The sequence below is a fragment of the Aeromonas sp. QDB68 genome (genome assembly GCF_027707405.1).
In the GTDB taxonomy this organism is placed as follows: domain Bacteria; phylum Pseudomonadota; class Gammaproteobacteria; order Enterobacterales; family Aeromonadaceae; genus Aeromonas; species Aeromonas caviae.
In genome coordinates this window covers 104,120-126,418 of the sequence record NZ_JAPCIQ010000001.1, presented here as the reverse complement: position 1 = coordinate 126,418, position 22,299 = coordinate 104,120, and the positions used below count along the sequence as shown (strand labels likewise).

General features: G+C 62.3%; 21 protein-coding genes and 1 riboswitch. Of the genes, 11 read left to right on the top strand and 10 right to left on the bottom strand.

Translation table 11 applies throughout. The annotated features are described in order from the left end of the window. Positions 1 to 45 precede the first annotated feature (45 nt). Positions 46 to 912 carry a tetratricopeptide repeat protein gene (locus PG892_RS00575; RefSeq protein ID WP_198497249.1) on the top strand — a complete coding sequence of 289 codons (867 nt, stop codon included), beginning with the start codon at positions 46 to 48 and terminating at the stop codon, positions 910 to 912. Between the two features lie 69 nt (positions 913 to 981). Here PG892_RS00575 and PG892_RS00570 read toward each other — a convergent pair whose 3' ends face one another. Together PG892_RS00570 and fkpA are read right to left on the bottom strand one after the other, a co-directional pair. Next, positions 982 to 2,385 carry a sigma-54-dependent transcriptional regulator gene (locus tag PG892_RS00570; protein ID WP_042881314.1) on the bottom strand — a complete coding sequence of 468 codons (1,404 nt, stop codon included), beginning with the start codon at positions 2,383 to 2,385 and terminating at the stop codon, positions 982 to 984. A gap of 148 nt (positions 2,386 to 2,533) precedes the next feature. Next, positions 2,534 to 3,343 (bottom strand): FKBP-type peptidyl-prolyl cis-trans isomerase, encoded by an 810-nt coding sequence (gene fkpA / locus PG892_RS00565; protein WP_029313875.1) that lies wholly within the window; start codon positions 3,341 to 3,343, stop codon positions 2,534 to 2,536. Between the two features lie 119 nt (positions 3,344 to 3,462). On the opposite strand from fkpA, the gene PG892_RS00560 reads away from it, so the two are divergent. Together PG892_RS00560 and PG892_RS00555 are read left to right on the top strand one after the other, a co-directional pair. Continuing rightward, entirely contained in the window at positions 3,463 to 4,431 is a 969-nt protein-coding gene (locus PG892_RS00560) for a WD40 repeat domain-containing protein (protein WP_223953781.1), read from the top strand. Between the two features lie 14 nt (positions 4,432 to 4,445). Next, positions 4,446 to 4,661 carry a SlyX family protein gene (locus PG892_RS00555; protein WP_010673249.1) on the top strand — a complete coding sequence of 72 codons (216 nt, stop codon included), beginning with the start codon at positions 4,446 to 4,448 and terminating at the stop codon, positions 4,659 to 4,661. Positions 4,662 to 4,725: 64 nt separating this feature from the next. On the opposite strand, the gene PG892_RS00550 is transcribed toward PG892_RS00555, so the two are convergent. Both PG892_RS00550 and PG892_RS00545 read right to left on the bottom strand, forming a co-directional pair. Further along, positions 4,726 to 5,364, bottom strand: coding sequence for an FKBP-type peptidyl-prolyl cis-trans isomerase (locus PG892_RS00550; protein WP_010673248.1), 639 nt, complete (start codon positions 5,362 to 5,364; stop codon positions 4,726 to 4,728). Positions 5,365 to 5,510: 146 nt separating this feature from the next. Then, positions 5,511 to 5,717 (bottom strand): YheV family putative zinc ribbon protein, encoded by a 207-nt coding sequence (locus PG892_RS00545; RefSeq protein WP_039040049.1) that lies wholly within the window; start codon positions 5,715 to 5,717, stop codon positions 5,511 to 5,513. 39 nt (positions 5,718 to 5,756) lie between these two features. Between PG892_RS00545 and PG892_RS00540 the strand changes: the two genes are divergently transcribed. The 3 genes from PG892_RS00540 (at position 5,757) to PG892_RS00530 (ending at position 8,525) form a co-directional block, all read left to right on the top strand. Next, positions 5,757 to 6,443, top strand: a complete 687-nt coding sequence (locus PG892_RS00540) for a hypothetical protein (protein ID WP_210555918.1) — start codon at positions 5,757 to 5,759, stop codon at positions 6,441 to 6,443. Between the two features lie 138 nt (positions 6,444 to 6,581). Beyond that, positions 6,582 to 7,481 (top strand): chemotaxis protein, encoded by a 900-nt coding sequence (locus PG892_RS00535; RefSeq protein ID WP_210555919.1) that lies wholly within the window; start codon positions 6,582 to 6,584, stop codon positions 7,479 to 7,481. Between the two features lie 60 nt (positions 7,482 to 7,541). Further along, positions 7,542 to 8,525, top strand: coding sequence for a hydrolase (locus tag PG892_RS00530; RefSeq protein ID WP_210555920.1), 984 nt, complete (start codon positions 7,542 to 7,544; stop codon positions 8,523 to 8,525). Here PG892_RS00530 and PG892_RS00525 read toward each other — a convergent pair. Continuing rightward, positions 8,507 to 9,658, bottom strand: coding sequence for a GGDEF domain-containing protein (locus tag PG892_RS00525; protein ID WP_202042080.1), 1,152 nt, complete (start codon positions 9,656 to 9,658; stop codon positions 8,507 to 8,509). The two genes, PG892_RS00530 and PG892_RS00525, sit on opposite strands and share 19 nt — an antisense overlap. Positions 9,659 to 9,747: 89 nt before the next feature. Here PG892_RS00525 and PG892_RS00520 point away from each other — a divergent pair, with 89 nt between their 5' ends. From PG892_RS00520 to PG892_RS00510, 3 genes are all read left to right on the top strand, one after another. Next, a complete protein-coding gene (locus tag PG892_RS00520; RefSeq protein WP_010673242.1) occupies positions 9,748 to 9,993 on the top strand; it encodes a YheU family protein in 246 nt (81 codons plus the stop codon). Positions 9,994 to 10,228: 235 nt separating this feature from the next. Continuing rightward, entirely contained in the window at positions 10,229 to 11,098 is an 870-nt protein-coding gene (locus PG892_RS00515) for a phosphoribulokinase (RefSeq protein ID WP_010673241.1), read from the top strand. A 16-nt stretch (positions 11,099 to 11,114) separates the two neighbouring features. Further along, entirely contained in the window at positions 11,115 to 11,648 is a 534-nt protein-coding gene (locus PG892_RS00510) for a DUF4136 domain-containing protein (RefSeq protein ID WP_109111707.1), read from the top strand. A gap of 69 nt (positions 11,649 to 11,717) precedes the next feature. On the opposite strand, the gene PG892_RS00505 is transcribed toward PG892_RS00510, so the two are convergent. Beyond that, positions 11,718 to 12,017 carry a hypothetical protein gene (locus tag PG892_RS00505; RefSeq protein WP_010673239.1) on the bottom strand — a complete coding sequence of 100 codons (300 nt, stop codon included), beginning with the start codon at positions 12,015 to 12,017 and terminating at the stop codon, positions 11,718 to 11,720. 48 nt (positions 12,018 to 12,065) lie between these two features. After that, a complete protein-coding gene (locus PG892_RS00500; RefSeq protein ID WP_010673238.1) occupies positions 12,066 to 12,470 on the bottom strand; it encodes an OsmC family protein in 405 nt (134 codons plus the stop codon). Between the two features lie 374 nt (positions 12,471 to 12,844). Here PG892_RS00500 and crp point away from each other — a divergent pair, with 374 nt between their 5' ends. Together crp and PG892_RS00490 are read left to right on the top strand one after the other, a co-directional pair. Then, entirely contained in the window at positions 12,845 to 13,483 is a 639-nt protein-coding gene (gene crp, locus PG892_RS00495; RefSeq protein ID WP_010673237.1) for a cAMP-activated global transcriptional regulator CRP, read from the top strand. Positions 13,484 to 13,610: 127 nt separating this feature from the next. After that, complete coding sequence (locus PG892_RS00490) at positions 13,611 to 14,411, top strand: putative RNA methyltransferase (RefSeq protein WP_210555921.1); 801 nt, start codon at positions 13,611 to 13,613, stop codon at positions 14,409 to 14,411. 139 nt (positions 14,412 to 14,550) lie between these two features. Here the strand turns inward: PG892_RS00490 and PG892_RS00485 are convergent, their stop codons facing one another. From PG892_RS00485 to PG892_RS00475, 3 genes are all read right to left on the bottom strand, one after another. Continuing rightward, positions 14,551 to 17,148: a glycosyl hydrolase family 18 protein gene (locus PG892_RS00485; protein WP_043152616.1), complete on the bottom strand. Its 2,598-nt coding sequence runs from the start codon at positions 17,146 to 17,148 to the stop codon at positions 14,551 to 14,553. A gap of 111 nt (positions 17,149 to 17,259) precedes the next feature. After that, positions 17,260 to 17,346, bottom strand: a riboswitch (cyclic di-GMP riboswitch). A gap of 201 nt (positions 17,347 to 17,547) precedes the next feature. Continuing rightward, positions 17,548 to 21,009, bottom strand: a complete 3,462-nt coding sequence (locus tag PG892_RS00480; RefSeq protein ID WP_210555922.1) for a hybrid sensor histidine kinase/response regulator — start codon at positions 21,007 to 21,009, stop codon at positions 17,548 to 17,550. A 63-nt stretch (positions 21,010 to 21,072) separates the two neighbouring features. Beyond that, positions 21,073 to 22,215, bottom strand: a complete 1,143-nt coding sequence (locus PG892_RS00475; RefSeq protein ID WP_103244362.1) for a 3-phenylpropionate MFS transporter — start codon at positions 22,213 to 22,215, stop codon at positions 21,073 to 21,075. Between the last annotated feature and the right edge of the window lie 84 nt (positions 22,216 to 22,299).

The following is a 22,299-nucleotide window of genomic DNA, read 5'->3' as shown; positions in this document are numbered from 1 at the left end:
GGCCTTCAGGCATCTTGGTGGGCGGATAACCGGCATGGAGGCCAGATGAACAATCCGCCCGATTTCATGGCGCTGTGGGATTATCAGGATCCCGTTGCCAGCGCACAGCGTTTTCAAGCACTGCTGCCCGAGGCGCGTGCCGCCAACCTGCAATGGGAGCTGGAGCTCCTCACCCAGATAGCCCGTACCCATTCGCTGCAACGCCAGTTTGCACAGGCGCACCAGCTGCTCGACGAGATAGAACCCCGCCTCACCGAGGCGACTCCCCGGGCCCGCCTGCGCGCCTTGCTGGAGCGTGGCCGCACCTTCAACTCCGCCGGTGACAAGGCCAGCGCCAGAGCCCTGTTTGAACAGGCCTGGCAACTGGGAGAGCAGTACGAAGAGCACTATCTGGCCATCGATGCGGCCCACATGGTGGCCATCGCCGCCCCCCTGAAGGAGCAGAGCCACTGGCACCAGCTGGCGATGACCCTGGCCGAGCGCAGTCACGACAAGCGGGCGCGAGGCTGGCTCGCCACCCTCTACAACAATCAGGGCTGGACCCTGTTCGAGCTGGGTCGCCTCGACGAGGCCATCGCCTGTCAGCAAAAGTGCCTGGCCTGGCACGAGCAGCACAACAACCAGGGCAAAGCCTTTATCGCCCGCTGGAGTCTGGCGCGCCTGAGCCGGGCCCAGGATCGCCATGAACAGGCCATGGCCGAACTGGCGCAGTTGCGCGACGACATGGCCGCCGCAGGCACCCCCGAGGATGGTTATGTGTTCGAGGAGCTGGGGGAGAATGCGCTCGTGCTCAATGATCCCGCGGCACCCGAGTTCTTTGCCCGCGCCTGGTTTCTGCTGTCACAGGATGGCTGGTTCACCGCCAACGAGGCAGAACGGCTGGCCAGGCTCAAGCTGCTCGCCAAACTCTGATAAGCGTGCGGGGCGACCAATTGGCCGCCCCGCACATCAGCATGTCTGCCCGGGAGCAGAGGTGACGGCTCAGGCCGGACTCGCCTCTTCCCAGCTCTGCTTCTTGCGATAAATCGTGGAAGGGCTTATTTCCAGCAGGGCCGCCGCCTTGGGGATGTTGCCGTCACAACTGGCGATGGCCTGCTCGATGGCCTCCTTCTCCACCTGCCAGAGCGGACGGACCTGCCTGCGAACGACGACGGATTCTGACTGGGGATCCGCGATCCCGACCGCAGGCTCCGGGGCCAGGGTACGCCCCCCGTTGAGGGGAGGTGGCAGGATATCCGGGCTCACCAGCTCGCCATCATTGAGCACCACTATGTTGCGCACCACGTTTTGCAGCTCGCGCACGTTGCCGGGCCAGGGATAGTCGAGCAGCACCTGCACTGCGTCCGCATCAAAATCCCTGAACCGCTTGTTCTCCTCACCGGCATAACGCAGCAGCAACTCCCGGGCCAGCAGCAGGATGTCCTCTCCCCGCTCCCTCAGGGGGGGCAGCGCCAGCGGGATCACATGCAGGCGGTAGTAAAGGTCTTCACGAAACCGTCCGGCCTTGACCTCCACCAGGGGATCCCGGTTGGTGGCGCAGACAAAGCGCACATCCACCGTCTCCAGCTTGCCGCTGCCGACCCGCTGCAGGGTGCCGGTCTGGATGAAACGCAGCAGCTTGCTCTGCAGGTCGAGATCCATCTCGCAGATCTCGTCGAGGAAGAGGGTACCGCCGTCCGCCAGACTGGCCGCCCCCTTGCGATCCCCCTGGGCACCGGTAAACGACCCCTTCACGTGGCCGAAGATCTCGCTCTCCATCAGGTCATGGGGAATGGCGGCGCAGTTGAGGGCGATGAAGGGCTGATCCCGACGCGGGCTGCACTGGTGGATGGCCTCGGCGCACACCTCCTTGCCGGTGCCGCTCTCGCCAGTGATGAAGACGGTGGCCTTGCTCGGCGCCGCGCTCTCGATGATGCGATAGACCGCCTGCATCGCCATGGAGGCGCCGATGAAACCGGCAAAGGAGCTGCGCTCGAAGTTTTCCCGATACTGGGCCACCAGCGAGCTGAGTTGCTGGTGCTTCAGGGCATTGCGCGCCGTGGCGCACAGGCGCTTGCCATCGAACGGCTTGGTGAGAAAATCGAAGGCCCCGAACCGCATCGCCTCCACCGCCACATCCACCGAGCCGTGAGCGGTGATCACCACCACTGAACAGGGCAGTTGCCGCTCCGTGATCTGCTGCAAGATGTCCATGCCGGACATGTCGGGCAACTCCAGGTCGAGCAGCACCACGGGGGGCGGGCTTGCCAGCAATTGTGCCAAAGCCTGCTGGCCACAATCTGCCAGCTGCACCTCGTAGCCATCCTGGGCCAGATACTGCTCATAGACGACCGCCAGACTGCGGGTATCTTCCACCAACAGGACACGGGGTTTGCTTTCAGCCACGAGATCCATCCTTGCGCTTGATTTTGTTGTCTATTCTGGGGGCTAGCCGCCACACACTCAAGACGGCCTCATCGCTTTATCCGGGGGATTGCGACAATACACAAGCAAAAACGGCTCCCTGGGGAGCCGTTTTTATGGTGCTTTGAGCTTATTTCTTGGCGTTGTCGCCATCGGCAGCCGGTTTTTCGATGGCCAGCAGCTCTACGTCAAATACCAGCACGGCGTTGGCCGGGATGGAGCCTGCACCGTGCTCGCCATAGGCCAGCTTGGACGGCAGGAAGAACTTGAACTTGGAGCCGACCGGCATCAGTTGCACCCCTTCGGTCCAGCCCGGGATCACCTGGTTGAGCGGGAAAGTAGCCGGCTCGCCGCGATCGACGGAGCTGTCAAACTTGGTGCCGTCGGTCAGGGTACCGGTGTAGTGTACCTTGACGATGTCGGTGGCCTTCGGCTTGGCGCCGTCACCCATCTTCTCGACCTGATATTGCAGGCCGGACTCAGTGCTCTTCACGCCCTCTTTCTTGGCGTTGGCAGCCAGGAACTCTTCACCCTTCTTCAGGTTTTCCACGGCATCCTTGTCGGCCTTCGCCTTGGTCAGCTCGTTGATCTTGGCGTCGTATTCCTGCAGAACCTTCTGGATCTCCTCGTCGGTCATCTTGGCTTCTTTGCCCAGACCGTCGGTGACACCCTTCAGGATCACGGTGTTGTCCAGCTTGATGCCGAGCTCCTGCTGGCGCTCCAGGGTATTGGCGATATAACGACCCATGGAGAGGCCGATCGCATAGCCGGATTGCTCTTCAAAGCTCTTGGCCTCAGCCTTGGGGGCCTCTGCCGGCTTGCTGGCTTCTGCCTTGACCTCTGCGGTGTTGGTCGCAGCAGGTTTCTCATCTTTTTGGCAAGCAGTCAGACCGACGGCAACCGCCGCAGCCAACAGGGACACCTTCAGAAAATTGTTCATCAGTTTCTCCAAAACTCTAAATACCGCTCTCGGTTCCTTCGTGAAATGAGAGGTTTATCGTGATAAGCGCCTTATACTAACGCCGTGATCGCAGGTAACGAAAGCATGAGACAGGAAAAATGATCAAAAGTGCCATTTATCTCATCGGTATTTGCCTGATGCTGACGGGGTGCGAACAACGCTCACTTCCCAGCCAGCAGATCCACCTCGCCAACCAGGGTCTGCTGAGCGCGGATCTCGCCAGTTCCGGCAAGCTCGCGCTCGTCTCCAGCCTGAGTCAGGGCACTGTGGTGTGGGATCTGGAACAGGGCAAGGAGCGCTGGCGCTGGCGCCAGAGCGACGACCAGGAGGAGTACGTCACCCTGACCCGCTTCTCCCCCGATGACAGCCATGCCATCACCGCCACCCAGCACACCTTCGCCATCTGGCGCTTGCAGGATGGCCGCTCCCAGGGCTACTACTCCCTGCCAGAATCCCGCCTGCGCGATGCGGCGATCTCGGCGGATGGCCGCCAGGTGCTCATCGGCCGTGAAGACGGCAAGGCGGAAGTGGTCGACACCCAGACCGGACGCCGGTTGCAATTTCTCGGCCACACCGAACAGGTCAACACGGTGGATCTCTCCCCCAATGGTCGCTATGCCCTCACCGGCGGCAACGATTACAGCGCCTATCTGTGGGATACCCGCACGGGCCAGGTGGTGTGGCGCTTCAACCACGCCGGGCGAGTCGTGATGGCGAGGCTGGATCCGTCCGGACGCTTCGCCTTCACCGCAGACAGTCGCCAGGCCAGCATCTGGGATCTCAAAACCGGCAAGGAGCACAGCAGGTTGCAATATGATCACCGCTTCGAGGTCTACACCAGCGCCCGCTTCGCCAACGGCGGCAACTGGCTCATCACCGGCGCCCCCTCCCGCCAGCTCACTCTGTGGCAGGTGAGTGACGGCCAGCCGTTGCAGAGCTGGCGCGTCTCGCCCCATCCCAAGGTGAAACCACCGAGCGCTGTGGTCTATGGCGTGGCTTTGCGCGACAATAACCACCTCGTCAGTGCCAGCTCCAGTGGCCTGGCTGAAATCTGGACTATCAAGTAAGGACCAAAAGGCCCATGAGTCAGCAACTAAACGAACGCCTCGAAACCCTGGAAAGCCGCCTCGCTTTTGCCGAATACACGGTGGAGCAGCTCAACGACGAGGTCACCACCCAGGGTCGCGAGCTGGACCGGCTCAAACACCAGATCCATCTACTGGTGGATAAATTGCAGAGCGTACAGCCGAGCCAGATCGCCAGCATGGCCGAAGAGACGCCGCCACCGCACTACTGATGAGTGCCAGCCATAAAAAAACCCGCGCCATGCGCGGGTTTTTTTATCATCGGCCAGGCCGTGATCAGTGCTGATGGCCCTTGCCACCACAACCGCCACCACCGCAGCAACCACCGTGACCGTGATCGTCGCCGTGATCGTGTGCATGGTTGTGACCATGGCCGCCACAGCAGCCACCGTGGTCATGATCGTGATCATGGCCGTGATCATGGTCATGACCATGATCGTGACCGCAGCCACCAGCGCCGTGCACATGGCCATGGGCCAGCTCTTCGGCGGTCGCGGCACGCACGTCCTTGATCTCGACCTTGAAGCCCAGGGTCACGCCAGCCAGGGGATGATTGCCGTCCACCTTGATGAACTCCTCGGACACCTCGATGACGGTCACCGGGCGGTGGCCGTCGTCGGTCTCGGCCACAAAAGTATCCCCTTCAGACACTTCCATACCGTCGAACAGCTCGCCGGGCACTTCCTGCACCAGATTCTCGTCGTACTCGCCATAGGCCTGGTTCGGCGTCAGGGTGACGTCGAACGCCTCGCCCACGCTGCGACCTTCCAGCTCGGCTTCGAGGCCGGAGACCAGGTAACGGGTACCGTGCAGATACACCAGCGGCTCTTTACCGACAGTGGTGTCGATGACTTCACCGTGTTCGTCGGTGACCGTGTATTCCAGCGTAACCACGCTCAGGGGAGCTACTTTCATGTCAGGGATCCTGCGGATAGAAAAAAACGGGCTCAGAATACCTCAAAAAGGCAGACAAGCATATGGTCGGCCCGGCTTCAGTGTGATGAAAAAGTCATCAACAGCGACCAACCTGACCGACGTACCATCACCTTGAGGCATGGCACTCACTCGGGACGAAACACCCCAATCACCTGCTCCGCCTCGCGCGTCACCTTGTCCACCTGCTCCTGGGTCTGCACCTGGGTATCCCCGCACTCGACACAGGTCACCTTCTCGACTCCATGCTCCATATACAGCATCATGGTGTCCATCTTGCCGCACGCCGGGCAAACCGCCCCGGCAATGAAGCGTTTTTTACGTCTGGTTTCCATTTTTGTTACCTCCAGGCAGCATCATATCAGGGTTTTTACATGCATCACGCCATCGAATATCAGCATTTTTCCACTTCCACCCTTCAGGTCGGCCCCCGCAAGCGCTCCCCCATGGGCCAATTGCTGCGCGTCACCCAGGGGGCGGCGCTGCTGAAATTGGGTGCCCATGAGCTGTTGTTGACACCTGGCAGCCACTTCTGGCTCTGTGCCGATGCCCTCGCCGCCTTCACCCCTCTGGCTGGCTGCCAGCATGATCTGCTGGCCTGCTCCGTGCGGGTGCCCCAGCCCGCCCAGGCTGGCTGGTTGCAGGCAAGCCCGTTGATGGACGCACTGCTGGACAGCCTGGCGGCCTGGTCACGCCCCCGCGACTGGCAAGGCCCCTATGGGCAGCGGCTGCAAGTGGTGGGGGATGAGTTGCATGGCTGCACCATCTCGTCACTGGGAGATCAGGCATTGCAAGATGCCTGGCAAGCCCTGGCCAGAGCGCAGCCGGATAGCGTGGCTGCCTGGCAGACCCTGCTGGGTACTCGCGGTCTCGAGGGCCCGGACGCCCGGGCACTGAAGGATCAGTGGCAACTGTTGCAGGGGATTCGCCTGCTGCGAAGCGGCAGCACGCCGTCACAGGTGGTGAGCAGGCTGGGTTATCGGGATGAAAGCGCGCTGGCCGAGGCTCATCTGCAATGGCTCGGGGCGCCCCTCTCCCCTCAGCCTTCCGCGACCCGATAAGAGAGGCATAAAAGGATGGCAAAAGAAATCCAGTTTTGCGGCTCACCGCCGCTAACAACAAAGGAGTCATTCATGTCACCATCCTTTATGCTGAACACCCGATTGACCGTCACCGACTAGATCAACAGGACATCCGCCATGACGAGCAAGGCCAACCAATCCCAGGGCATGTTGCTGTTCCACCTCTCTGCCAGACAATCCTTCGCCATCGGTACCCTCAAGGTGAAGGAGATCGTGCCCTACACCCAGCTCACCGCCCTGCCACAATCCCATCCCACCGTGCTCGGGGCCGCCAGCATGCGCGGCACCACCATCCCGGTGATCGACATGGCAATGGCCGTGGGCTACCGCCCCATCAGCCGGGAGGAGATGCCCCGCTGCTTCATCATCATCACCGATTGCCGCCGCACCCTGGTGGGCTTTCTGGTGCGGGGCATCGACAAGATCACCGAGTGCAACTGGCGTGACATCGAGCCGCCCCCTCCCTCCTTGGGACAGAACGTCTTCGTCACCGGCGTGACCCGGGTGGGAGATCAGTTGATCCAGTTGCTGGATGTGGAACTCATCCTGTCGCGGGTCTATCCGGACGATCCCAGCCATCTCTACCCCGTGCTGACCGACGTGCAGCGCGAGCGGCTCAAGCCGATGCGGATCCTGCTGGTAGACGACTCCTCTGTCGCCCGTCGCCAGCTCATGGCGGCGCTCGATTACATCAACATCCCCTACGAGGTCTGCACCAACGGACGCGACGCCCTCACCCTGATGCAGACCCGGGTCTCCCAGGGCAAGCGGATCGACATCCTGGTGAGCGATATCGAGATGCCGGGACTGGATGGTTACGAGCTGGCCTTCGAGGTGCAGAGCGATGCCAAGCTGGCGGGAGCCTACATCATCCTGCACACCTCCCTCTCCAGCGAGATCAGCGTGGAGCGGGCCCATCAGGTCGGCGCCCACGAGGCGCTCACCAAGTTTGAAGCCAACGAACTTATCCAGGCCATGCTGCGCGGCGCCGAGCACCACGATCGTCTGCTGGCCTGATGTCGCGGCGAGCCAAGGGCTCGCCGCCCCCTTTTCCTCCCTGCTCTTCCGAGTCGTTGCATGTTGACAGAAAGCCACTTTCACGCCCCCTGGTGGGCCCGCAACCCCCATCTGCAAACCATTTTGCCCAAGTGGCTGCGCCGCTCGCCTGCCCGCTTCATCCAGGAGCGCTTCGAACTCCCGGACGGCGATTTCGTTGATCTGGCCTGGAGCGGCGAACCCGGCCAGGATGAACAACCCCTGGTGGTGGTGTTCCACGGACTGGAGGGGAGCATTCACTCCCACTATGCCAAGGGGCTCTTTGCCCACCTGCAGCGGCAAGGGAACGAGGCGGTGCTGATGCACTTTCGGGGGTGCAGTGGCGAGCCGAACCGGCTGCTGCAGGCCTATCACTCGGGCGCCATCGAGGACGCCCAGGCGGTAATTGCCGAGCTGGGGCGGCGTTTTCCTGGCCGTCCCCTGGTCGCCATCGGCTATTCCCTGGGGGGCAACATGCTGGTCAATCTGCTGGCGCGGGCCTGCCCGGCACCATTGAAAGCGGCGGTAGTAGTATCGGCACCGCTGCAACTGGCAAGCTGTGCCGATCGGGTCAATCAGGGCTTCTCACGGGTCTATCAGAACTACCTGCTGCGGACTATGCGAACCAACCTGCAAAGCAAGATCCGGCGCCAGAGCGCGGCACGGGCGCGCTGGCAGCCGACCCAGATCACCCGCATCGCCACACTGAGGGAGTTCGACGAGCTGGTGACGGCACCGCTCCATGGTTTCGAAAGCGCCGATCACTACTACCAGACCTGCTCCGGCCTGAGCCTGCTGGCCCGCATTCCCATCCCGACCCTCGTCATTCACGCCGCCGACGATCCCTTCATGACCGATGCCGTCATTCCGGCGGCGGAGCAGCTCTCCCCTCTGGTGCGCTACGAGCTGAGCCGCCAGGGCGGCCACGTGGGCTTCCTGCACGGCTCTCCCTGGCGCCCCCGTTTCTGGCTGGATGAGCGCATCAGCCAGTGGTTGCGGCAACAGACTCAGGGTGCGAGCCGATAACCGTTGCGCCCCTCTTCCTTGGCCTGATAGAGGGCGCCATCGACCCGCTCGAGCAACATGACGAGGCTCTCCCCGGCTCGCCACTGGGCTATCCCCTGGCTCAGGGTGAGGTGGGGGGCTACGTCGGAATCCTCATGGGGCAGAGCCCTGGCCGCCAGAGTGGCGCGAATGCGCTCCGCCACCTCCTGGCCACCGGCCAGCGTCGTCTCCTGCAGCAACACCACGAACTCCTCTCCCCCGTAGCGCGCCACCAGATCGCCGGGCTCCCGCACACTCTCCTCCAGGCACTCGGCCACCAGGATCAGGCACTCATCCCCCGCCTGATGCCCATAGCGATCGTTGTAGCGCTTGAAGAAATCCACATCGAGCAGGATCACGGTGAGCGGTACATCCTGGGTGGTGCCTTGCGCAATGGCACGCTTGCACGCCTGATCGAAGTGGCGACGGTTGGCTATGCCGGTCAGGGGATCCCGGTTGGCCATGGCATTCATCTTGTTTGCCAGCATCAGGTTGTCGTGTTCCCTTGACACCGCAAGCTCGAACCAGCCGTTGAGCATGCGCCGTCCCGTCTCCAGCACCACTAGCAAGACCCCGACCACTATGGTGTTGACCAGAACAAAGGGCTCAGGACTCCAGGAGGCTCTCACCAACAAGAACAGCAGGGGGACCGACACCAGTGCGTAAAACAGCCGCACATCGCAATACGCGGCGACGAGACCGGTCAGCAGCAACAGACTGACCATGTTGAAAATGAAACTGAAGCCCCCCTTCAAGTCGACGATCGAGATGGTGTAACCCACCATGGCCCAGGCCAGCCCCCAGGCCAGGGCACAGACGCACAGGGACACCAGCCAGATGGCATGGGATTGACGGGAGAGCCAGCCCCACCCGAGCGGCAGCAGCAGGCCAACACCTATCATGGCAAAGAGCTGCCATTTGTAGGACCAGGGCAGGTTGCCGACCAGTACCAGGTGTGCATCCCGATAGATGTAGAAGCGGGTCAGCAGAAATACGAGGGCGATGAGATTGATGACCCAGTACCAGCGCAAACCGGCGCTCAGGGCGCGGCGGCGGGCATCGAACAGGTGCTGTTCGAATTGACTGGAGGGTCGGCGTGCGTCAATGGATTGCATGGCACCCCTCGTCCAAAACGAGACAAATCCCTTGCGCTTGCCGACCAGACACCGACAATATCCGCAACCCACTGAGTGAAGATGAAATCATGATTATCCCCTGGCAAGAACTGGAGCCGGACACCCTCACCAACCTGCTCGAACACTTTGTGCTGCAAGAAGGCACCGAATACGGTGAACAGGATGTCAGCCTGACCGACAAGGTCGAAGCAGTCAGGCAACAATTGCTACAAGGTAGCGCCGTGCTTGTCTACAGCGAGCTGCACGAAAGTGTCAATGTCGTCCCAAAGACTCATTTAAGCAAGTCACCCACTGACGACTTCCCCCAAGCGTAACGCGGTCACGGCTTATCGGGCGGCTCACCCCGCCCTCCACCTATCCAGCTCACATCATCAGGCCGCATGACCAGTTCGCCACCCAGCAGCACCTATTCCAACGTACCCAGAGCACAGGGCAGCCCTTGTTCACCGCTATTGCCGGGAAGCGTGGGGGCAGCGGGAGGATGACGGCGCACTTGACCGCACTTTGGGCCACCCCTTATAACGGAACTCCCAAGGAAGAGAGAATTCTATGTCCGCCAAGCATCCCATCATCGCGGTCACCGGTTCGTCCGGTGCCGGTACTTCCACCTCCACCAACGCCTTTCGCTCCATGTTCCACCAGCTTGGATACAAGGCGGCCGTGGTCGAGGGGGACAGTTTTCACCGCTACACCAGGCCCGAGATGGACGTGGCTATCCGCAAGGCCCGGGAGCAGGGGCGGCATATCAGCTACTTCGGCCCGGAGGCCAACGACTTCGGTCTGCTCGAGTCTTTTTTCCAGGAGTATGGCCAGAGCGGCACAGGCCAGTACCGGCGCTATCTGCACAGCTTCGACGAGGCAGTGCCTTTCAACCAGATGCCTGGCACCTTCACCCCCTGGCAGGATCTGCCCGGCGAGACGGATCTGCTGTTCTACGAAGGACTGCATGGCGGCGTGGTCACGGGGGAACACAACGTGGCGCGGCACGTGGACTTTCTCATCGGCGTGGTGCCCATCGTCAACCTGGAGTGGATCCAGAAGCTCATTCGCGACACCTCGGAACGCGGCCACTCCCGCGAGGCGGTGACCGACTCCATCGTGCGTTCCATGGACGACTACATCAACTTCATCACGCCGCAGTTCTCCCGCACCCACATCAACTTCCAGCGGGTGCCGACCGTCGATACTTCCAACCCCTTCAGCGCCAAGGTGATACCCAGCCTGGACGAGAGTATGCTGGTGATCAGGTTTCGGGGCATCAAGCAGGTGGACTTCCCCTACCTGCTGTCGATGATAGACGGCGCCTTCATGTCCAGGATGAACACCATCGTCGTGCCGGGTGGCAAGATGGGCTTTGCAATGGAACTGATCCTGCGCCCCCTGATCCAGCAACTGATCGAAACGGGCAAGATCACCTGAGCCAAGGAGCTTAATGATGCGCGCTGCACTTCTCTCATTCACGCTGGCAACCCTGCTGGGCGGTTGCAGCTCCGGCCCCGCCGCACCCACGGTCGAAACGGGCACCATGGTGGTTCGCCCGGCGGAGCATTGGACCTACGGGACGACACCACGCTATGCGCTGGCCGAACAGTTCCAGTATGCGGGCAACAGCGCCGCGTCCTGGCTCGAGCCGGTACAGCAGGCCGTCATCCGGCAACTGGACGGCAAAGGCTGGCGCAGCGTTCCCCTGGATGAGGCCGACGTCTGGGTCGCCATCGGGGTAGCTGGCAGCCAGGACATGAGCGATGGCGAGATCTTCTCCCGCCTCGGCATGACACCGGGCCTGAACGCCGCCGCCAATGCCCGCAAGGGGACCCTGGCCGTCGTGCTGCTCGACGGGCATAGCCAGAAAGCTGTATGGAGCAGCGCCATCCAGCTCGCCAGCGACGCGCCTGTCGCAGAGGAAGCCCGTGGCCAGCTTAGCCAGCAACTGGCCGCCCAGCTGCTGGGCTCGCTACCGTCAGAGTGATGTCTCTTTCAACAAAAACGGCCTGCTTCACGCAGGCCGTTTTCCATGCACGCCGTGACGGCATCAGGGTCACTTCAACTCGCAGGTCAGCTGGGTCACACCGCTCTTGACCAGGGTAGCCTGCTTGTCCTGACGGGAGAAGGTAGTCACCCCGTCGGAATAGCTGGCAGTCTCTTTGGGCGACTCGATGCGCCCCAGCTTGTGATAGACACCGGCATAAGGGAACTGCACCATGTCGGCCTGGGCATCATAGGTGATGGCCAGCAACTCTTCCCCGCACTGATACTGGCTGTATTGATACTGGGTCGGCTGCGGCATGCTGCAGGCGGCCAGACCGAACAGGGGAAGCAACATCATCATTTTTTTCATCGCACTTTCCTTATGTCATGGCGTTATCGACGGGACAAACTATAGCGGTCAACCCTCAAGAATTTGATAACTATGGGTAATTTCTACCGCTTTTTCCAACATCAGGGAAACTGAACAATATTTTTCCATGGACAGATCCACCGCACGGGCGACCTGCTTCTCCGCCAGCCCCTTGCCGGTCACCACGAACTTGAGGTGGATCTGCTCAAATACCCGGGGAACGGTATCGGCGCGGGTCCCTTCCAGTTCGACATGGCAGGCGGTCACGGACTGACGAGCCTTCTCCAGGATGGAGACCACATCGATGGAGCTGCAACCGCCGACAGCCAGCAGGATCATCTCCATCGGGCTGGCACCTTCACCCGGGTTGGCGCCATCCAGGGTCACCTGATGACCGGACTCGCTCTCCCCCACAAACTTCATGCCTTCCACCCAGCTGACCTTGGCTTTCATCTCTCACTTTCCTCTCAATGACGACGGTTCTAACGCCCATAGCATACCTCAAGCCGGGGTCGAGTGGCACATGCGCCAGGATCTTGCCCGTTCCCGACGATAAAGCCCCGTTTGTGGCGACAGCAGCCTCTCCTGCGAAACGGACGACGACCCAAAGGGAAATAGATCGAAATCAACATCCGACCTCCTCTTCTTGCCTAGAATGCCCCGGACGACGCAGCAAATGGCGGCTCACCGGTGGACGGCAAAACCCCAAAGCCTTGTCAGCACAGGCAAAGGCTCTTATTCTACTGCGACCAAAGAGTAAGGAATGGCAAGCTTGGCAACTTGCCTGGACGCACAGTCCATAAAAATGACACTACAGAGGAAGTCTCATGATCATTGGCAAACCGCAAAGCGATCCCACCCTTGAGTGGTTCTTGTCGCATTGCCACATTCATAAGTATCCCGCCAAGAGCACCCTGATCCACGCCGGTGAAAAAGCGGAAACCCTCTACTACATCGTCAAGGGCACCGTCGCCGTCCTAATCAAGGATGACGAAGGCAAGGAGATGATCCTCTCCTACCTGAATCAGGGGGATTTCCTGGGCGAGATGGGGATGTTCGAAGAGAACGAGAATCCGGAGCGTTCCGCCTGGGTGCGTGCCAAAGGCGCCTGTGAAGTCGCCGAGATCTCCTACAAGAAGTTCCGTCAGCTGATCCAGGTCAACCCGGACATCCTGATGCGTCTATCCGGTCAAATGGCCAAGCGCCTGCAACACACCAGCCAGAAGGTCGGCAACCTCGCCTTCCTGGACGTGACAGGCCGCATTGCCCAGACCCTGCTCAACCTGGCCAAACAGCCGGATGCCATGACCCACCCGGATGGCATGCAGATCAAGATCACCCGCCAGGAGATAGGCCAGATCGTCGGCTGCTCCCGTGAAACCGTCGGCCGCATCCTCAAGATGTTGGAAGAGCAGGAGCTCATCTCCGCCCACGGCAAGACCATAGTGGTGTTTGGTACCCGCTGACCGGGTTCCGCCGACGGCGCCCGCACAGCGCCGTTGGATAAAAAGGCTGCCCATGGCAGCCTTTTCCGATCCTCTCCCCTATAATCCCGAACGCCCCGCCGTCATGGCCTTCGCCAAGAGAACTTCTATGCACCTTCAATGCCCCCTTTGCCGCAGCCCCCTGCACCTTCATGCCGCCTCCCGCGGGGTCTATTGCGACAACAAGCACCACTTCGATCCCGCACCGGAAGGCTATCTGGACCTCATCCCCGGCAAGAAGAACCCCAAGGACAGTGACAGCCGGGCCCTGCTGCGCGCCAAGCGCCGCTTCCTGGAACAAGGCCACCAGCTGCCTCTGGTGGACGCCATGGCGAACCTGCTCGCTCCTCTTGGCGAGCGCGAGCTTGTCCACCTCGGCTGTGGCGAGGGGTACTACTGCCGCGCCCTGGCTGAGCGGCTGTCCGGCTGGCATGTCGGCGGTTTCGATCTGGCCAAGAATGCCATCTTCGCCGCCAACAAGGCGCAACCGGAAGGCCAGTTCGTCATCGCCGACCCGGCGCGCGCCCCGCTACTGCCTGGCACGGCCCAGGTGCTGCTGGTCAACGACCTCAAGGTCAAGACGGAACTCCTGGTCAGCTGGCTGGCGCCGGGCGGCTATCTGCTCCACGTGCAGCCAGGCCCTCGCCATCAGTGGCAATTGCGCGTCAGCCTCAATCCGGTGAGCATGGAACATCCCCTGAGTTGGCCCGCCCTCACCGGGCTTGTCAGTGTTGCCCAGCAACGCGCCCAGTTCAGTACGGCGCTGGATCAGGGCCTGCGCGAGCACATTCTGGAGACCAGTCGCCTCGGCTGGCGTGCCAGCGGCGAGCAGCGCCACGCCTTCACCCACCAGGGGCCCGACGCCCTCGAGCAGGATCTGCTGCTCAGCCTGTGGCAAAAACCGCTGTAAACCGGTGACAAACCATGAAAAAAGGCCCTGACGGGCCTTTTTGACAAAGCGAGTGCGCCTTTCCCCTGACAGGAAGAGACACCCGACCACGCAGCAAGACAAAAATGGGGCCCTCGGCCCCATTTCTCATCACGGCAGATCAGTTGCAGCTCGCCGCGCCCTGATCGACCCAGACGGCGGCCTTGCCGGGCTCATCGCCCTTGGTCCAGTACTGGGCCTTCCACTTGCGGCCGTTGTGGCTGGTGACATCACCGCCGTTGTAGACCACTCCGGCATCCCAACCCAGTTGCACCTGGCTCACCAGTTTCCACTGATCGGCGGTGCGGCTCGGCTCGTTGCCCTGGGTCCAATACTTGGCCTGCCACACCAGTTGCTTGTGGCTCACCTTGTCATTGGTGTTGTAGACGGTACCAGCACTCCAGGCAGGATGGTTGGCCGCATCCGGATCGCTGGCCTCGCAGCCACCACCTGTACTGGCCGGCTTGACGGTCAGGCGGGTAACGGCTGTGGCATCCAGCGCCCCGTCGGTGACCACCAGGGTCAGATCGTAGGCCGTATCACTGGTCACGTTCGAGCCCGTGACCACCAGGGTCGCGCTGTCCAGACCGGTGGCGCTGAGTCCGGCCGGCACTGTCCACTGATAGCTCAGGGCATCACCATTGGGGTCGGAAGCGGTGGCCTTGATGCTCACCTGCTTGCCGGCCTCGACGGTCGCACTGGCCGGTACGCTGACCACGGGGGGCAGGTTCGGCTGCGGCGCCTTGTTGGTGACCACCACCTGATCCTTGGCCGAGAGCCCCTGATCGTCGGTCACGGTCAGCTCGAACACCAGATTGATGTCGCTGCTGACGGCATCCAGTACCACACGGGCCTTGGCCTGGGTGGCATCCAGCAGGCTGGCCTGGGGTCCGGAGACCTGTTTCCAGCTGTAGGTCAGCGCCCCGTTTTCCGGATCATGGGAGGCGCTGCCGTTGAGGGTCACCTCGGCCGGACCGGTGGCACTCAGATCGCTGCCGGCATTGGCAACCGGCGGCTTGTTGACCGGCGGCAGCGTACCCTCGCCGTGGCCCAGCCCCTCGTGCATGGCGTTGAGGATGTCGCCGTTGTCCGCATCAATTTCCCAGGCGAACAGACCGCCGAGCTGGTTCGCCAGCACGTACTGCCCCTTGGCCTTGACCGAGCGGTCGTTGTCAAAGGTGATGAGGTCGCCACTGCTGGCCTTGAAGACATAGGGGGCCTCGGCCGACTCGTCATAGCCCTGCTCCCAGCCTGCGCCCATGCGGTTGTTGACGATGTCGCGGTAATCCACCACGCCATTTTCCCAGGTACCGCTCACCGGTCCGGTGGCGGTGCCGGTGAAGGGGTTGCCGGCCTGGTAGTTCTTCACTCCGGTCCAGCCACGGCCATACATGGCCGCCCCCACCACTATCTTGCCCGGTGTCACCCCCTGACCCAGCAGCGCCTTGACGCCCTTGTCGGTGGTGTACTTGGTGGCCGGATCCCAGCTGGAGGCAAAGAGGTTGGTCTGGTGGGCCAGATTCGTCAGGTCGAAGGCGCCGCTGAAGTCGTAGCTCATCAGGAAGATGTGGTCCATGTACTGCTGGGCCGCCTGATAATCCACCTTGGCAATCTTGTCACCGCCGGCGCTGATGGCCGAGGTCAGCTCATACTGGCGGCCGGTCTCGGCTTCCAGTTCATCGAGCATGGCTCGCAACTCCTTCATCAGCACCACATAGGTAGCGCCGTCATTCGGGCCGCCCAGGCTGGGGTTGGCCCCCTGTCCGCCCGGGAACTCCCAGTCGATGTCCACGCCGTCGAAGAATTTCCAGGTCTGCAGGAACTCTTTGACCGAGGCGACGAAGGTATCGCGCTTGGTCTTGTCACCCAGGAAATAGAAGGGATCGGAGAGGGTCCATCCGCCGACAGACGGCAGGATCTTGAGGTCCGGGTGGGCCTGTTTGAGGGCCATCAGGTTGCCGAAGTTGCCCTTGTAGGGCTCATCCCAGGCGCTGAGGTTGCCCTGAGACATCTGGATCGCCGCCCAGGGATCATGGATGGAGACCTTGAAGTCTTCGCGGCCCGCACAGGAGCGCTGCAACGCCTCGAAGCTGCCGGAGATCTCTTTGAGGCTGTCGTTGATGCCGTTGCCACCGCAGATGGGGGTGAAGCCGTAGAGGATATGGGTCAGGTTCTGGGCCGGGATCTTGTCCACGGTGAACTTGCGACCATAGACACCCCACTCCACGTAGTAGGCCCCCACCACCTTGCCGGACTTGTTGGCGTAGGGCTTGTTGTTCTCCTTGAGGGGCGCATTGAGCGGCGCCAGGTGGCTGCCGTCGGTATCGGCGACCATCAGCTCCTTCTTGTCGGAAAGGGTGCAGCCATCGGCGTTGCACAGGGCCACCTGCATCTGGTAACGCCCCCCCTTGGTGACCTTGAAGTTGGCGGTACCCGCGGCGGAGGCCGGGCCTGACCACACCTCCTTGCCGTCGAGCAGTACCTTGGCGGTCTGTCCGACGTCACCGGACCAGAGGTTCCAGGTCACGCTGACGGGAGCGCCATCCTTGTGGACGGTCACCAGCTGGTTGTAGGCCGAAGCGGCCTGATTGACTTCAACGATGGCAAACTTGGTGGGGCCGGAGCCAATGGTGGGTTTGCCCGGGGCAGCGGCGAAGGCGGAGGTAGTGCAAAGCCCCCCGACCAGAAGCGCCAGCAGGGAAAGTTTTGGACTTAACATATTTGAACTTCCTTATTTCGTTATTGGAATTAACAACGAAAAAGGCAACGCAACCTGCCAGGTAACGCAGACAACATCGCAACCATGGCTTGGCCCATGGACGATACAACCTGTGGTGGCCCCGCTATCCTAGGTACGCAGACCCTTAGACCGGAAGCTTTGCGTCCCGGACTTTCATCCGGTTTGCCTTTTTGCACAACTTGATTTGCGACAAAAATAATCGCCGAATGACTATAGAGGAGAGTCGCCCGGGTGCCACCTGCCAAAAGTGACACCCAACAAGACTCAATTATCACCAAATCTGGAAAATGGCGACGAAAGAGGCGCAATCATCGGCGATCATGACGTCTGGATGGCATCCAGAAAATGTTCAGCCAATGCTCGATTCTGTGAGACCAGTCACTGAACCGGCATCAGCAGGCTGTTCATCAGGGCGCGCAGCTTGAGAGGTTTGACCGGTTTGCTCACGTAGCCGAAGCCGTGCTCACGGATCTGTGCCTGCAACTCGCTCTTGCGATCCGCACTGATGATGATGCCGCCGATACCGTTGCCGTGGGCCAGCCTGATCATGTGCAGCGCCTGCAACCCTGTCTTGCCGTCATCCAGGTGATAATCCGACAGCACCAGCGCAGGAAGGAAGCCGCCGCCAATGATCTCTTCCGCCTGCTCCTGGCTCTGGGCACAGCGCACCTCGCAGCCCCAGCGTCCCAGCAGGGACGCCATCGCGATGAGGATATCCTCCTCGTTGTCGATGCAAAGGATCCTGACCCCTTCCAGCTGACTGTCTCGCAAGGCCGGGGTCGTCACCTGGCTGGGGATGACGGGCCGGGTCGCGAGGTTCAGGGTGATGGCAAAGACGGACCCCGCTCCGGGCCAGCTGCGCAGGGAGAGCTGATGACCCAGCACCTGCGAAATGCCGCGGGCGATGGCGAGCCCGAGGCCAAGTCCCTGCTCCCTGGCGGTGCGGGAGTGATCGAGGCGGGAAAACTCGTCGAAGATCGCCTCCTGCTTGCCCTCCGGGATGCCGGGGCCGTTGTCCCACACCTCGATGCGCACCTTATCCCCCATGCGGCGACAGCCGAGCAGCACCCGACCGCCGGGGTTGTAGCGAAATGCGTTGGTGAGGAAGTTCTGCAACACCCGCCGCAGCAAGCGCACATCGCTGTAGACCGCAAGGCGGCTCTCCACCACGGAGAACTGGATCCCACCGGCCTGGGCCAGCACGCCGAATTCCGCCTTGAGATTGTCCAGTACATCGCTCAGGGCGAAATCGAGCTTCTTCGCCTTGAACTTGCCCGCCTCGAGGCGCGAGATGTCCAGCAGATCCGTGATGAGATCCTCGGTCGCCCCCAGGGCGTCGTCGATGTGACGAGCGATGCGAGCCGGTTCGTCCTCCGGGGGCAGCATCTCCAGCAAGGAGGAGGTAAAGAGCTTGGCCGCGTTCAGCGGCTGGGTCAGGTCGTGGCTCACCGCCGCAAGGAACCGGCTCTTGGACTGGTTGGCCCTCTCCACCTGCTGGTTTACCAGCAGCAGTTGGCGGTTGAGTTCGGAGAGCTCGTGGGTGCGCTCGGCCACCCGCGCCTCCAGGTGCTCGTTCGCTTCCCGCAGCACCCGCTCCGCCGCCCTGAACGGGGTGATATCGGTGAAGGTCATGACAAAGCCCCCCGCAGGCATGGGGTTGCCCTGCATCTCGATGACCCGGCCATCGGGACGCTCCCGCGCCGAGACATGGGGGCTGCCACGCTTCATGAAGGCAACCCGCCGCGCCACCTGGGCCTCGATGTCTCCCTGGCCGCACAGCCCCTGTCCGGCGTTGTAGCGGATGATCTCCTCGATGGAACGGCCCACCTGAATGAGACCGGGGGGATAGGAGAACAGCTCGATGTAGCGTCGGTTCCAGGCCACCAGCCTGAGCTCCCTGTCCACCACGGAGATCCCCTGCCCCATGTGTTCGATTGCCCCCTGCAACAGGCCGCGGTTGAAGCGGAACATGTCGGAGGCCTCGTCCACTATGGTGGCGATCTCCTCGAGCTGCATGTTGCGTCCCTGCAGGGCGGAGGCCAGCACCAGGCGGGCGGACGAGGTACCGAACACCCCGGCCAGCAGTCGCTCCGTGTGAGCGATGAGCTCGGCGGAGGCCTGCATCTGGGGCGCCAGGGTGCCTCCCCGCTCGCCGGCGAAGCGGCCGAAGGCGCGCTTGACCCGACTGGAACCGACGAAGCGGGCTGCCAGCATCTCCAGCTCCTTCACCGAGACCCGCGCATGATAGAGCGCCGAGGTATCCCGGCTCGTCTTGCCGACGAAGTTGGCGGCCTGCAGCCGCTCGCTCACCGCCGCCCGAGACAGCAGGGAGCCCGCCACATAGCCGACCAGGTTGAGCAGAAGACTCAGGAAGAGGCACCAGGCCCCCAGGCTCAGATCCCGCACCGCCGGCCAGTCCGGCGGCGCCAGCAGGGCTTCGAGAGGGGAGCCAGCCAGCAGTCCGCTCTCCGCCAGCAGGGTCACGAACCAGAGGCTGACCCCGAGGGCGAGCCCGAGATAGACCCCCTTGCGATTGCCATGACGCCAGTACAGGCCGAGCAGCAGGGCCGGTGCGAACTGAGCCACGGCCCCGAACGAAAGATAACCGATGCGCGACAGACTGGTGAGATCCCCGAGCCAGAGATAGAGCGCCCAGGCCGCCAGCAAAATCAGCAAGATGGCGCCCCGACGCACCTGCAGCAGCAACCGCATCAGGCGCTCGTCCCGCCCCTGTTGCCAGACCCGGCGCAGCAGGACCGGCAACACCAGATCGTTGCTCACCATGATGGCCAGGGCGATGGTGCAGACGATCACCATGCCGGTGGCCGCCGAGGTACCGCCGAGAAATGCCAGCATCGCCATGCCGTCGAATCCGAGGGACATGGGGAGGCTTATCACATAGGTATCCGAGGCCATGTCTGCCCCGACCCACTGCTTGCCTGCCAGCGCCAGCGGCCAGATGAAGAGCCCCATCAGGAAGAGATAGAGGGGGAAGATCCAGCGGGCCCAGTGCAAATCCTGCCCCTGGTTGTTCTCCACCACGGTCACGTGAAACTGGCGCGGCAGGCAGATGACGGCGCACATGGCGATCAGGGTGTAGATGGCGAGCTCCAGCAGGCCGCCCGGCGTCACCGCCACCACCGCATCGAGGAAGTCGCCCGCCACCAGGGTACGCGCCTCGCTCGGTCTGGCGATGATGAGCCAGAGCGCAAAGCCCCCCACCGCCATGAAGGCGAGCAGCTTGACCACGGACTCGAAGGCGATGGCCACCACCATGCCCCTGTGGTGCTCGGTGGCATCCAGGTTGCGGGTGCCGAACAGAATGCTGAACAGGGCCAGCAGCAGGGTGACACCCAGCGCCAGCTCCGCCATGTTGCTGGTGGGGCTGACCCCCGTGCTGTTGGCCATCAGCAGATCGAGCCCGGTGACGATCGCCTTGAGCTGCAGCACCAGGTAGGGAAGTATCCCCATGACGGCGATGAGGCTGATCACCATGGCCAGGCGCTGGGACTTGCCATAACGGGCGGCAATGAAATCGGCGATGGAGGTGATGTGCTCGCGCTTGGCCACCAGGATGAGGCGGGCCAGCAGGCGCCAGCCAAACAGGAACACCAGCATGGGGCCCAGGTAGATGGGCACCGGCGACCAGGGGGATTCGCTGGCCTGGCCCACTGTGCCGAAGAAGGTCCAGGAGGTGCAATAGACCGCCAGCGACAGGCTGTAGAGCAGAGGCTGCCCCTTGGGGCGACGGCGCTTGTTCTTGTCCGCCACATAGGCGATGAGGAACAGCAAGCCCAGATAGGCGAGCGACAACCCGATCAGCAGCCATCCTTGGTGCATCTCTCTACTTCCCTTGTCCAGATAAGTCGGAGGTCTGCCGCGCCAGAGACCGGCAGACCTGTGTCATCGGCCCTGTTCAGGGCTCTCTTCACGCAGCCGCAACACGAAGACCGGCAGCACTACCAGCACCATGATAAAGAAGATGCCGCCCCCCAGCGGCTCGAACAGCACGCCGCAGATCGCCATCAGGGCCGCCACCGTCATGCCAAGACCCAGGGCCGCATAGAGCGCCTGGGTGGGGATCTGCTGCTCCGCGGGCAACTGGCGGGTCATGAAGCGGATGGCGCCGAGGTGACTGACGCAGAAGGTGACCCCGTGCAGCAGTTGGCCTAGCACCAGCACCGCCAGGTCGGTAGAACTGCCGAGCAGCACCCAGCGCACCACACAGCCAAGGGCCCCCACCAGAAACAGGGTCTGGGCGCCGAAGCGCTGGAGGAAGCGCTTGTCCGCGGCGAACATGGCGATCTCCGCCACCACTCCCAGAGCCCAGAGATACCCGATCAGGGTGCCGCTGTAGCCGGCGCTCTTCCAGTAGATGGCGCTGAAACCGTAGTAGGCCGCGTGGCTCCCCTGCAGCAGGGCGGTGATGAGCAGGAAGCGGCGCACCGGGGCCGACCTGAGCGTGACGAGCAGCGAGGCCTTGGCACGCTCCCCTTGCAGCTCCCGAGGGGCGGGTCGCAGCGGCAGCAGGCTGAGCCCCAGCATGATCAGCAGCCCGGCCACCATGGTGTGCAGCACCCAGTCGCTGCCAAAGTTGCCCACCAGGGCCCCCACCAGGGTGGAGGCGACGATAAAGGCAAAGGAGCCGCACAGCCGCACCTTGCCGTAGTCGAGGTGGGTCTGAACCACCATGCGGGTGGCAAGTGCCTCTCCCATGGGCATCAGGGTCGGGTAGATGAAGTTGGCCGCTAGGGTCAGCACCACCAGCCACCAGAGGCTGTGGCCCAGATAGAAACCGAGGAAGGCCAGCAGACTCAGCAGACAGAGCAGGCGGGTGACGGGCAGCAACTGGCCGGCACCCTTGACTCGCCCCATCACCATCAGGTTGCCGGCAAAACGGATGGCCATGCCCACCCCCAGCAACAGCCCTATCTGTTCAGTCCTCACCCCAATGCCTTCCAGCCAGAGCGACCAGAACGGCAGGTAGGCGCCATAAACGAAGTAGAAGGCGCCAAAAAACAGGGCTAACCAGGAGAACGCGGGCATAGGGGCTCGGCAGCGGGACAAGGGGCACAAATGATAACCGATTTCGGGACGGGGATCCCCAGGCAGCATGACAGATAAAAACCA

What these genes read in the sequence shown, in the direction of transcription:
- PG892_RS00510 (WP_109111707.1), top strand. Translation starts at nt 11,115, where the DNA reads ATGCGCGCTGCACTTCTCTCATTCACGCTGGCAACCCTGCTGGGCGGT.
- PG892_RS00545 (WP_039040049.1), bottom strand. Translation starts at nt 5,717, where the DNA reads ATGGAAACCAGACGTAAAAAACGCTTCATTGCCGGGGCGGTTTGCCCG.
- PG892_RS00475 (WP_103244362.1), bottom strand. Translation starts at nt 22,215, where the DNA reads ATGCCCGCGTTCTCCTGGTTAGCCCTGTTTTTTGGCGCCTTCTACTTC.
- PG892_RS00525 (WP_202042080.1), bottom strand. Translation starts at nt 9,658, where the DNA reads ATGCAATCCATTGACGCACGCCGACCCTCCAGTCAATTCGAACAGCAC.
- PG892_RS00540 (WP_210555918.1), top strand. Translation starts at nt 5,757, where the DNA reads ATGCATCACGCCATCGAATATCAGCATTTTTCCACTTCCACCCTTCAG.
- PG892_RS00490 (WP_210555921.1), top strand. Translation starts at nt 13,611, where the DNA reads ATGCACCTTCAATGCCCCCTTTGCCGCAGCCCCCTGCACCTTCATGCC.
- PG892_RS00560 (WP_223953781.1), top strand. Translation starts at nt 3,463, where the DNA reads ATGATCAAAAGTGCCATTTATCTCATCGGTATTTGCCTGATGCTGACG.
- PG892_RS00535 (WP_210555919.1), top strand. Translation starts at nt 6,582, where the DNA reads ATGACGAGCAAGGCCAACCAATCCCAGGGCATGTTGCTGTTCCACCTC.
- PG892_RS00520 (WP_010673242.1), top strand. Translation starts at nt 9,748, where the DNA reads ATGATTATCCCCTGGCAAGAACTGGAGCCGGACACCCTCACCAACCTG.
- PG892_RS00530 (WP_210555920.1), top strand. Translation starts at nt 7,542, where the DNA reads ATGTTGACAGAAAGCCACTTTCACGCCCCCTGGTGGGCCCGCAACCCC.
- PG892_RS00555 (WP_010673249.1), top strand. Translation starts at nt 4,446, where the DNA reads ATGAGTCAGCAACTAAACGAACGCCTCGAAACCCTGGAAAGCCGCCTC.
- PG892_RS00575 (WP_198497249.1), top strand. Translation starts at nt 46, where the DNA reads ATGAACAATCCGCCCGATTTCATGGCGCTGTGGGATTATCAGGATCCC.
- PG892_RS00480 (WP_210555922.1), bottom strand. Translation starts at nt 21,009, where the DNA reads ATGCACCAAGGATGGCTGCTGATCGGGTTGTCGCTCGCCTATCTGGGC.
- PG892_RS00550 (WP_010673248.1), bottom strand. Translation starts at nt 5,364, where the DNA reads ATGAAAGTAGCTCCCCTGAGCGTGGTTACGCTGGAATACACGGTCACC.
- fkpA (WP_029313875.1), bottom strand. Translation starts at nt 3,343, where the DNA reads ATGAACAATTTTCTGAAGGTGTCCCTGTTGGCTGCGGCGGTTGCCGTC.
- PG892_RS00515 (WP_010673241.1), top strand. Translation starts at nt 10,229, where the DNA reads ATGTCCGCCAAGCATCCCATCATCGCGGTCACCGGTTCGTCCGGTGCC.
- PG892_RS00505 (WP_010673239.1), bottom strand. Translation starts at nt 12,017, where the DNA reads ATGAAAAAAATGATGATGTTGCTTCCCCTGTTCGGTCTGGCCGCCTGC.
- PG892_RS00485 (WP_043152616.1), bottom strand. Translation starts at nt 17,148, where the DNA reads ATGTTAAGTCCAAAACTTTCCCTGCTGGCGCTTCTGGTCGGGGGGCTT.
- crp (WP_010673237.1), top strand. Translation starts at nt 12,845, where the DNA reads ATGATCATTGGCAAACCGCAAAGCGATCCCACCCTTGAGTGGTTCTTG.
- PG892_RS00500 (WP_010673238.1), bottom strand. Translation starts at nt 12,470, where the DNA reads ATGAAAGCCAAGGTCAGCTGGGTGGAAGGCATGAAGTTTGTGGGGGAG.